The sequence below is a fragment of the Streptomyces sp. SID5785 genome (genome assembly GCF_009870065.1).
In the GTDB taxonomy this organism is placed as follows: Bacteria; Actinomycetota; Actinomycetes; order Streptomycetales; family Streptomycetaceae; genus Streptomyces.
In genome coordinates this window covers 1-7,733 of record NZ_WWIA01001096.1, presented here as the reverse complement: position 1 = coordinate 7,733, position 7,733 = coordinate 1, and the positions used below count along the sequence as shown (strand labels likewise).

Genomic DNA, 7,733 nt, shown 5'->3' with positions numbered 1-7,733 from the left:
CACCGGCACCGGCACCGGCACCGGCACCGGCGTCTGCGCCTGCGCCTGCGCCCAAGAACGTGCTCAGCAGTCGCCCGTCGTGGTCGTAGAAGTAGACGCGGAAGTCCGACGGCAGGGTGCTGTCGGAGCTCGGCGGGTGCGGGCTGCGGTTCTCGGCCAGGTCCTGGTAGGCGCGGCCGGGGGGCCGGAAGTGGGCGAGGCGTTCGTCGACCTGGTCGGTGAGCCAGCCCCGCATGACGATCAGGCCCGCCAGCTGGCACAGCAGGACGGCTCCGGTTGCCAGCAGCCCGCAGATCAGGACCAGGCGGGCACGCAGGGAGCGCGGGCGCCGGAGCCGGACCCCGGTCATCGCGGCGCGGCCGTATCCCGGTCGCGCGGAAGGCGCAGGCAGTAGCCGACCCCGCGCACGGTGTGGATGAGAGGCGGCGCGTCGTGGTCGATCTTGCGGCGCAGGTTCTTGATGTAGGTGTCGACGATGCGGGTGTCGCCGGAGAAGTCGTAGCGCCAGACCTGCTGGAGGATCTCCGCCTTCTCCAGCACACGTTCGGGACGGGCCATCAGGCAGGCCAGCAGCCGGAACTCCGTCGGCGACAGCTTCAGCGGGCGCTGGGCACGCCGTACCTCGTGGGAATCGTGGTCCAGAGTGACATCGGCGTAGCACAGTGGCGCACGGCCGCCGCCGTGCCCGGTGGCGGGGGTGGCGCTGCGGCGCAGGATGGCGCGGATGCGCAGCAGCACCTCTTGTACGTGGAAGGGTTTGGTCACGTAGTCGTCGCCGCCGGAGCTGAGGCCGATGATGCGGTCCTGGACAGCCGTGCGGGCGGTCAGGAAGAGCACCGGGGTGTAGACGCCCTGGGCGCGCAGGTCGCGGGTGAGGCGGAACCCGTCGGTGTCGGGCAGCATCACGTCCAGGACGATCAGGTCCGGGCGGCGCTTGCCGGCCTCGGACAGGGCCTCCTGCCCGTCGGCGGCGCTCGCCACGGCGTGGCCGGCGGCGCCGAGCGCGGAGGTGAGCAGCGTGCGGATGCTGGGGTCGTCCTCCACGACCAGGAGGGTGTGTCCGGCGTGGGGTGTTCGCCCGGAGGCAGGATGATCGATCACGTGCTGACACCTCGGAGTGCGGACAGACGGAGTGGGCCGTGGCGGACGGGTCCCGGTCGTGCGGCGCGATCGTAGACACCGATCCTGTGTGCGAAGCAGATGAAGCGGATGAACCGGTCGCTGACGTCATGGGTCCGGCACCCCTGGTGAGCCGCCCTTGCGGGGCGCACCTCACCTGGGGTGCCGGTGTTCTCAGCCGGTCACCTTCTTGTCCTCGGCCAGGGCCGCGGTGCGGTCGGTGACGGTCTTGCGGAGTGTGGCCACCGCGGTGTCCAGCGCTGTGGAGTCGGCGCCCGCGGAGCGTGCCTGGGCCGCGATGTCCGCCAGGTTCTTCGCGGCTGTGCCGGAGCCGTAGAACTGCTGGAACAGCTTGCGGTACGCCTTCTGGTAGACGCCGTCGAAGGCATCGGACTCGGTGAACTTGGTCTTCAGGGCGTGCTGCATCATGCCGCCCCTCCCGGCCTTCGCCCCCTTGTCGCCGTCCCCGCCGCCGGCCGCACCGCCGGGCATGCCCTCCGGCATGTTCTCGGGCTTCCCCTCGGGCGCTCCTTCCGGCGTGCCGCCCGGCATGCCGCCGCCCATGCTGACCGAGTCGTCGGGGCCGGCCGTGGCGTCTCCGCTGAAGGTCAGGTTGTAGTCCCAGCCCAGCACGGAGAACTTCTTGGTGTCGAGGTCGTACCACAGCAGGTAGTTCTTGCCCGGCCCCGCCATGTCGTCGAAGTTCAGCAGCAGGTTCTGCGAAGCGACGTAGTCGGCCAGCGAGTCGACATCGACGTACTGGTGCAGGTTCTTCGCGAACTCCTCGTCCGACGCGCTGTCGACCCACTTGATCAACTTCATGACCGGTTCGAGGTCCTGGCTGCCCTTCTTGTTGAGCTGTTTGAAGGAGCTCTCGTAGTCGCTGGGATCGTCGCCCTTGTAGTCGAAGCTGCCGCTCGCCCTCGCCTTGTAGAGCACGCCGTTGCCGTCGGCGACGTCATCCGCGTAGTCGGTGTCGGGCGCCTCGACCATGAGGCGGGTCGTGGCGTACCGGTTGTTCACCTTCAGCTCGGTGAAGGCGTACCGCTCGGCCTTCTGGCTGCTCTGCTCGGTCAGCGACAGAGCCAGCGCCTCGTTCAGCGGCACCTGGTCGTCGCTGCCGGGGCGCAGCGAGATCTCCCGCTCGCCCTGGTAGGCGCGGCCCTCCACGTACTCGTCGATCTTCACGAGCCAGGGCAGTTCCTCGGGCTTGTCCGCGGAGAGGTCGTACTGCACCATTCCGCCCATTCCGGCCCTGCCGCCCGCTGCCGCTCCGCCCTTGCCGCCTGCCGCCGCTCCCGCTCCGCCCTTGCCGTCGGTCGCCCCGGGGCCGCCGCCCGCAGCTCCGGGCTCGGCTGCTCGCTTCCCCTTCTCCCCGCCGCCGGCGGCGCCCCCGGGGGCGCCGCCGGCCGGGGCGCCCTGCGCACCCTCGGGCAGTTCCCGGCCGCCACCGGGCATGCCCTTGCCGCCGCGCAGGGACGAGAGGGTGGAGTTGCCCTTGAGGCGGATCCCGACGTCGTTGAGGTAGACCCCGTCGACGGTGAGGTCGGCCTCGATGTAGTCCTTGGTGCCGTCGTCCTTGAACTCCTTCATCATCTTGTCGAAGTCGGTCTGCTGGTACGTGAGTTGGATCGAGTGCTGCGCCGAGGTGTCGTACAGGCCGATCGTCCCCTGCACGTCGTCGGTGATGGCGTCGGCTTCGACGCGCGAGGACGACGTCACGTACGGAGAGATCCGCGCGTCGCCCAGGAACCAGACCGTGGCGGCGAGAGCGACGCCCAGCGTCGCGGCGGGCTTCCAGTGATGGCGCAGCCGCACGGGCAGCCGGTCACGCAGACGCCGCCCGCGCCGCGCGGTGGTCCCGCCGCGCATCACAGATCCGTCGTGTCGTAGCCGGTCAGCACCGTCACACGCTGTCCGGAGGTGCGCTCCTGCAGCGCACTGACCAGGTCACCGGGCTCGGCGCCCTTCTTCATCCGCACGGTGTAGAAGACCTCGTTGAGGGCACCGCCACGGATCGTCTCCGTGCTGACCAGTTCGAACTCGCTCGTGTACTTGATGAGGACGTCGCGGATCTGCGGCGTGTAGTCCTCCCCGGCCGGGACCTGCACCTTGACCACCTGGCGCTGCACACTGAGGGCGAACCAGTTGAACTTGAACATGAGCAGAACGACGGCGCAGATCACCACGGCCCCGACGGCGGCCAGGGTGTAGAAGCGGGCACCGCACGCCATGCCGATCGCCATGGCCAGGAAGATGAAGCCGACGTCCCGGGTCTCCTTGACCGCGTTGCGGAAGCGGACCACGGACAAGGCGCCCACGAGGGAGAAGGCGCGTGCGAGATTGGATCCGACGACCAGCATGATCAGCGCGACGATCATGCCGACGATGACCAGCGTCTGCACGTAGGACTGGCTGTAGGAGACGTTGCGGTGCGTGTACCGGTAGGTGTAGCCGATCACCGTGGACAGGATGAACGACAGCACCATCGCCGCCACGACATCGGCCACGCTGAACGTGCCGCTGAGTTCCTGCAGATCGAAATTCACTGTGCTCCTACCTTCAACGACGCCGCATCCGGCGTCGGCCGCTGATGCAGCGGCACTTCTTCAGAGGGGTGGGGTGGCGGACAGTCCGACTCGTCGACGTGGAACACCGAGCGGGGGGCGAGGCCGAACGCTTCGACGGACTGCACGTACTTCGAGATCCGGACGAGGTTGAGGTTGCGCCGCGCGGCGAGGTCGGTGATCCAGTACGGGGTACGCTCGTTGACCTTGATCTCCATGACCGACATGTGCGGCGGGATCGTGAACCGGTTCTCCGGCGTCTGCAGACCGAAGTCGAAGTCCCGGTCCCGGCCCCGGATCCGGCGGTCGAAAGTAACCCGCAGACCGGTGTCCGCGGCCCTTCCGACCAGTGCCTCGCGCTGGTAGCCGGTGATCGCGGTGGGCCGCAGGTCGAGCCGGACGACGAGGTCGAGGACCTCCTGGATGAAGGCGCTCTCCTTCGCTGAGTGCTCCACCATCTGCCGCCCGTCGCACAGCGTGCGCGCGACGCCGTAGGGGAGGGTGATGCGGCGCTTCTGGGTGACCCGGTTCACGCGCTGCTTGATCTCCACGCACACCGGCGACGCATCGGTGACCCCGTCGAGGTTGCCGTAGTGACGGATGCGCAGCTTGCGGCGGAACTTCAGGCCCTCGATCTTCTCCCAGTAGAACCGCAGCTGCGGGCTGTCGTAGTACAGGCTCCACACGCCGTAGCCGCCGACCGGGCTGTACGGATCGGTGTCCATCCGCTCGGCCAGTTCGTCACGGATTTCTGCGGCCTGGTCGACCGGGACCAGATACTTGAGCTCGAACCGGTTGAACGCGTGCAGCCGACTGGCCACATGCAACGGCTCCTCGCTGTCGCTGCCCGGCGCCCCGTCGCCGACCTCCCGCGCCTGACTCGCGCGGTCCTCACGCGCCTCGGCTGCCTTCGACAGGAACACCATGCGCCTCCTTGCTCGTACGTTGCGGACCGACCGGCGGTGGACACGCAACCAACGGCGCATGAGGAGCGCATGAAAATCGCGGGTGGATTTCAGGAGTCTTCAGAGTGACGCGGAGGTGAACGCCGACGCGTCGACAGCGCAGCGCCGGCGTGCGCCACGGATGCCTTCCCGCCGGGTATGCACCACGATTGCGGACCCGACGGCCCGTGCAGGTCGTCGAGCCCGTTCGTCGCGGTCCGGTGGCGGCGGGTCCTCGCGGTCTCAGCTGAATTCGGCAGCGTGGTCGAGGGCCCACGTCGCGAAGGTGCCGGCGGGTCGGCCGGTGAGGCGTTCCACGTGATCCGTGGTGCGGGTCGACTCCGGTCGCCGTACCGAGGCGGCGATGAGTGCCTCCACCAGCGGCTCGGGACGACCGTCGGCGAGCATGCGTGATCGCGCGAGATCAGCGGAGAGTGCATGGAAGCGCAGATCGCGTCGGAGCGCGGCACCGAGACGGGCGACCTGGTCGGCGCGGCTCAGCACGTCGGGGCCGGTCAGCACATGGGGGCCGTGGTCCAGTTGATCGTGCTGGGCGAGCAGGACGGCTACCGCCGCATCGGCGACATCGCGCTCGTCGACAACGGCTGTGCGTGCTGCTTCCGGACCCGAGACAACGTCTCCGACCCGCAACTGCGCCACCCATCCACGGGCGTTGGACGCCAGCGTGTCGCTACGCAGCACCACGGGTCGCAGACCGGCGTCGTGGAGCAGCGCTTCCATGTCTGCGTGCACGTGCGCGATGGGATCGCTCTGGCGTACTGCCTCGTCGTCCACGGCGGTCGAGGACAGGTAGACGACACGCGGTGCCGCCACGGTGAGTTCTGCGATCAGGGCGTGGGCAGGGGCGACATCGAGCAGAGGCCAGATCAGAAAGACCGCGTCGATGTCCACGAGCGCCTCTCGTACCGCGCCCGGGTCCGTGAGGTCGCCGACCACGCACTCGACTCCTGGGCGCCGGCCGCCCTGGCCGCGTACCAGGCATCGGACGCGCGCGCCGCGTGCTCGGAGACGGTCGACGACCTCCCGGCCGACGTTGCCGGTCGCGCCGGTGACCAGGACTGACGACCCGCAAGGAGACCCCGTGGGGCCAGTGTTCTCAGGCATGATCGGGACGCTAAGGGTTCAGGTCGACATGAAGGCAAGGACGTGTGTGGTGAAGACGATCGGGGAAGCGGCCGCAGAACTCGGCATCGAAGCGCACGTGCTGCGGCACTGGGAACACGTGGGAGCACTCGTCGTGGGTCGCGACGGCAACGGCTACCGCGTCTATGACGACCACGCGCTCGAACAGGCGCGTACCGTGCTGAAACTGCGAAGCGTCGGGCTCTCCTTGCCCGAGGTCACCGTGGCCATGTCGCCGAAGAGGTCGGCGGCACAGGCCGTGGTGAGGGCGAAGATCGCGGCACTCGAGACCGAGGTCGTCCGCAGACAGCAGGCGATCACCTTCCTGCAACACGCCGTCGACTGCCGGCATCGGTATCTCGACGACTGCCCGGACTGCGCGACGTTCGTACGTGAAGCGTGAGTCCACCCTCCACCGCGAAGCGCGACCCCGCTCGCGAGAGACGGAGGCAGGACGAGGTGATCACTGCTCGCCCGGCCTCACAAGGGTCACGCCGGGATCAACCCGCTCAGCGCACTCGCCCTCGCGGTCGGAGCGGCACAGGCGCCAGCTCAGCCGGGTCCAACCGCCCCCCGTCGTACCCCGTCACCTCGCCGAACGTCGACCCCGTCATCCAGTCCTACCGGACCTGCGTGATCTCGTCCTGGTTGCGGCCGGTGAAGTCCCACCACATATCACGGGTCTGACGGTTTACCCCAGGCGGGCCTCTACGGCTTCACCGGCGAGGCTCTCCAGCGCTTCTGGCGGCTCCAGAAGGGGCCTTGGAGCATGCCGAGGCAGTGGAGATGCTGCGCTTCGTCGAACACGGTCACACTGTGCGGATGGTGCCCGTTCTGAACGACGGGGTGGCAGTAGACACCCCCGAGGACCTGGCGCGAGCCGAACGTCTCCTCGGCTAGTAGGGCTTGGTTACGTGTCTGGGCAAGCGGTCACCGTCATCAACCGCGGCCTGGGAGTTCGTGAGCAGCTCACGAACCGCCTGGCCAGGTGCTCCAAGGCCGAAGGCGTCTCGGACCGGTTCGTCTACGCCCCCGGTGTCCGCGAGCACATCGAAGCCGCCCGCGCCCAGCAGGCCCGCACCGCAACCACAGGCGACGAACCCCGGTCAGCGGGCGGTGCCACGCAAAACCAGGAACTGAACAGCCAACTCACCCAGCTGCAATACGAAGAACAAGAACTCGAACGGAGGCTCGCCCAAACTAACGACGACCTCGTCGCTGCCAGGGCAAGCCTCAGGTACATGATCCGAACCGAAAGCACAGAGAACCTGTCCGGCAGGCCATGGTGAAGACAATGGGGCGTCACTATCGTCCCCAGAATGGTATGCGTACTCAACAATGAAGGAGGGCGGTATGGAACCGTTGGAACTCCGCCGCGCAGTTGAGGCGGGGCGGGCGACCGTTTCTGCGCTGGGTCTTCAGGTCGATGACGTGGTTGTCATCCACAACTCGGACCGCGTCGCGCTGCGCCTGGTCCCGTGCGATGTTCTGGTCCGGGTTGCACCTTTGGGGCATCTGGCTGATTCCGAGTTCGAAGTAGCAGTTGCTCGCCGTCTCGCCGACGGCGATGCTCCGGTGGCCGAGCTCGATCCCCGGGTGGAACCGCGCGTCTTTTTACGTGATGCCTTCGCCATCTCGCTCTGGACCTACTACGAACCTGCGGGATCAGAGATCGCGCCGGCCGAGTATGCAGACGCGTTTTTGCGGCACCATGCCGCCCTGCGCCAGATCGATCTGAACGCACCGCATTTCACTGATCGAGTCGCCGTGGCACTTGCAGAGGTGAACGACCGTGAGAAGTCCCCCGAGCTGCCCGAGTCTGACCGGGAACTCCTCAGCGGCACACTCGGCGGACTGGGCGCCGCGATCAGCACCGAGAGTGCCAGAGACCAGTTGTTGCACGGCGAGCCGCATCCGGGCAACCTCCTCAACACGCGGAGAGGGCTGCTCTTCGTAGACC

The 7,733-nt window shown here is 68.0% G+C and carries 8 protein-coding genes and 2 pseudogenes; 3 read left to right on the top strand and 7 right to left on the bottom strand.

All coding sequences use genetic code 11. From position 1 onward, the window contains the following. The 6 genes and pseudogenes from GTW43_RS35695 to GTW43_RS35670 form a co-directional block, all read right to left on the bottom strand. A pseudogene (locus GTW43_RS35695) lies at positions 1–349 on the bottom strand (two-component sensor histidine kinase); the annotation flags it as partial. Continuing rightward, the gene (locus GTW43_RS35690; protein ID WP_343246220.1) at positions 346–1,101 is read right to left on the bottom strand and encodes a response regulator transcription factor; all 756 of its coding nucleotides are present in this window, start codon (positions 1,099–1,101) and stop codon (positions 346–348) included. The gene GTW43_RS35690 and the pseudogene GTW43_RS35695, both read right to left, overlap by 4 nt. Positions 1,102–1,293: 192 nt before the next feature. After that, positions 1,294–2,991: a CotH kinase family protein gene (locus GTW43_RS35685; RefSeq protein WP_161306122.1), complete on the bottom strand. Its 1,698-nt coding sequence runs from the start codon at positions 2,989–2,991 to the stop codon at positions 1,294–1,296. After that, on the bottom strand, positions 2,991–3,668 hold the full coding sequence (locus GTW43_RS35680) for a DUF4956 domain-containing protein (protein ID WP_161306121.1): 678 nt from the start codon (positions 3,666–3,668) through the stop codon (positions 2,991–2,993). Before GTW43_RS35680 ends, GTW43_RS35685 begins: the two co-directional genes overlap by 1 nt. Then, positions 3,665–4,507 (bottom strand): polyphosphate polymerase domain-containing protein, encoded by an 843-nt coding sequence (locus GTW43_RS35675; RefSeq protein WP_161306124.1) that lies wholly within the window; start codon positions 4,505–4,507, stop codon positions 3,665–3,667. The genes GTW43_RS35680 and GTW43_RS35675 overlap by 4 nt, the downstream gene beginning before the upstream one ends. A gap of 366 nt (positions 4,508–4,873) precedes the next feature. Continuing rightward, complete coding sequence (locus GTW43_RS35670; protein WP_161306120.1) at positions 4,874–5,755, bottom strand: NAD(P)H-binding protein; 882 nt, start codon at positions 5,753–5,755, stop codon at positions 4,874–4,876. 49 nt (positions 5,756–5,804) lie between these two features. Between GTW43_RS35670 and GTW43_RS35665 the strand changes: the two genes are divergently transcribed. Beyond that, positions 5,805–6,176 (top strand): MerR family transcriptional regulator, encoded by a 372-nt coding sequence (locus GTW43_RS35665; RefSeq protein ID WP_343246219.1) that lies wholly within the window; start codon positions 5,805–5,807, stop codon positions 6,174–6,176. Positions 6,177–6,282: 106 nt separating this feature from the next. Here the strand turns inward: GTW43_RS35665 and GTW43_RS38415 are convergent. Further along, a pseudogene (locus GTW43_RS38415) lies at positions 6,283–6,447 on the bottom strand (pirin family protein); the annotation flags it as partial. 240 nt (positions 6,448–6,687) lie between these two features. Here GTW43_RS38415 and GTW43_RS35660 point away from each other — a divergent pair. Together GTW43_RS35660 and GTW43_RS35655 are read left to right on the top strand one after the other, a co-directional pair. Next, positions 6,688–7,062 carry a hypothetical protein gene (locus GTW43_RS35660; protein WP_161306119.1) on the top strand — a complete coding sequence of 125 codons (375 nt, stop codon included), beginning with the start codon at positions 6,688–6,690 and terminating at the stop codon, positions 7,060–7,062. Between the two features lie 64 nt (positions 7,063–7,126). Further along, positions 7,127–7,733 (top strand): phosphotransferase (locus tag GTW43_RS35655; protein WP_161306118.1); only part of this gene is annotated, 607 nt, incomplete at its 3' end.